Source organism: Mycolicibacterium arseniciresistens (assembly GCF_030519285.1).
Taxonomy (GTDB): domain Bacteria; phylum Actinomycetota; class Actinomycetes; order Mycobacteriales; family Mycobacteriaceae; genus Mycobacterium; species Mycobacterium arseniciresistens.
Map to the genome: position 1 here is coordinate 1 of NZ_JAUMSQ010000530.1, position 1006 is coordinate 1006.

General features: G+C 76.3%; 1 protein-coding gene. It reads left to right on the top strand.

Features of this window, described 5'->3' with window-relative positions; genetic code table 11:
* Positions 1 to 89: 89 nt before the first annotated feature.
* Positions 90 to 1006 (top strand): phytoene desaturase family protein (locus tag Q2100_RS31275; protein WP_302917130.1); only part of this gene is annotated, 917 nt, incomplete at its 3' end.

The window sequence follows — 1006 nt, forward strand, 5'->3', positions numbered from 1 at the left end:
CCGCTGTCGGTGCTCGCCCTGCTGGGGTTGCTGGCGTCGTCCTGGGCCGGCCGGGCGGCGGGATCGCTGAGCTGGAAGGGCCGGCCGGTATGAGCCGCATCGTCGTCGTCGGCGCGGGTCTGGGCGGACTGGCCGCCGCCGCCCGCCTCGCCGCGGCAGGGCACCGGGTCACGGTGTTCGAGAGCGCGCCGGCCGTCGGCGGCAAGCTCGGCGTCGTGTCGCGCGACGGCTTCACCTTCGACACCGGCCCGTCGCTGCTCACCGTGCCCGGCGTGCTCGAGCAGCTGTTCGCCGACACCGGCGGGCCGGCCGACCTGCCGCTCACCCGCGTCGACCCGGCCTGCGCGTACACCTTCGCCGACGGCGCCACCCTTGTGCTGCCGCACGGCGCGGCCGACGTGCCCGCGGCGTTCGACGACGCCCTTGGCGCGGGTGCGGGCGAGCATTGGCGGCGGCTGCACGAGCGGTCGCGGCGGCTGTGGGAACTGGTCGGCGAGCCGGTGCTGCGCCGGCCCATCTCGATACCCGCGCTGGCCCGGATGAGCGCACGGCCGGCGGATCTGCGGGCGGTGGCGCCGTGGCGGACGATCGACGGCCTCGGCCGCCGCATGCTGCCCGACCCGCGAATGCGGATGTGGCTCAACCGCTATGCGACCTACTCCGGGTCCGACCCGCGCCGCACGCCCGCGGTCCTCGGGGTGACGGCGTTCGTCGAGCAGGAGTTCGGCGCCTGGTACGTGCCCGGCGGCCTGCGCCGCATCGTCGACGCCGTCGAGAAGCGCTGCGGTGACCTCGGCGTCGACATCCGCACCGGCACACCGGTCGACGAGGTGCTGGTGTCCGGCGGCCGGGCCTGCGGCGTGCGGGCCGCCGGGGCCGAGGTCGCCGCCGACGCCGTGGTGAGCAACGCCGACGCGACCGTGCTCTACGACCGGCTGCTGCCGGCCGACGCCGCAGCGACCATGCGGCGGCGGGTACGTCGGCACACCCGGTCGATGGCCGGATT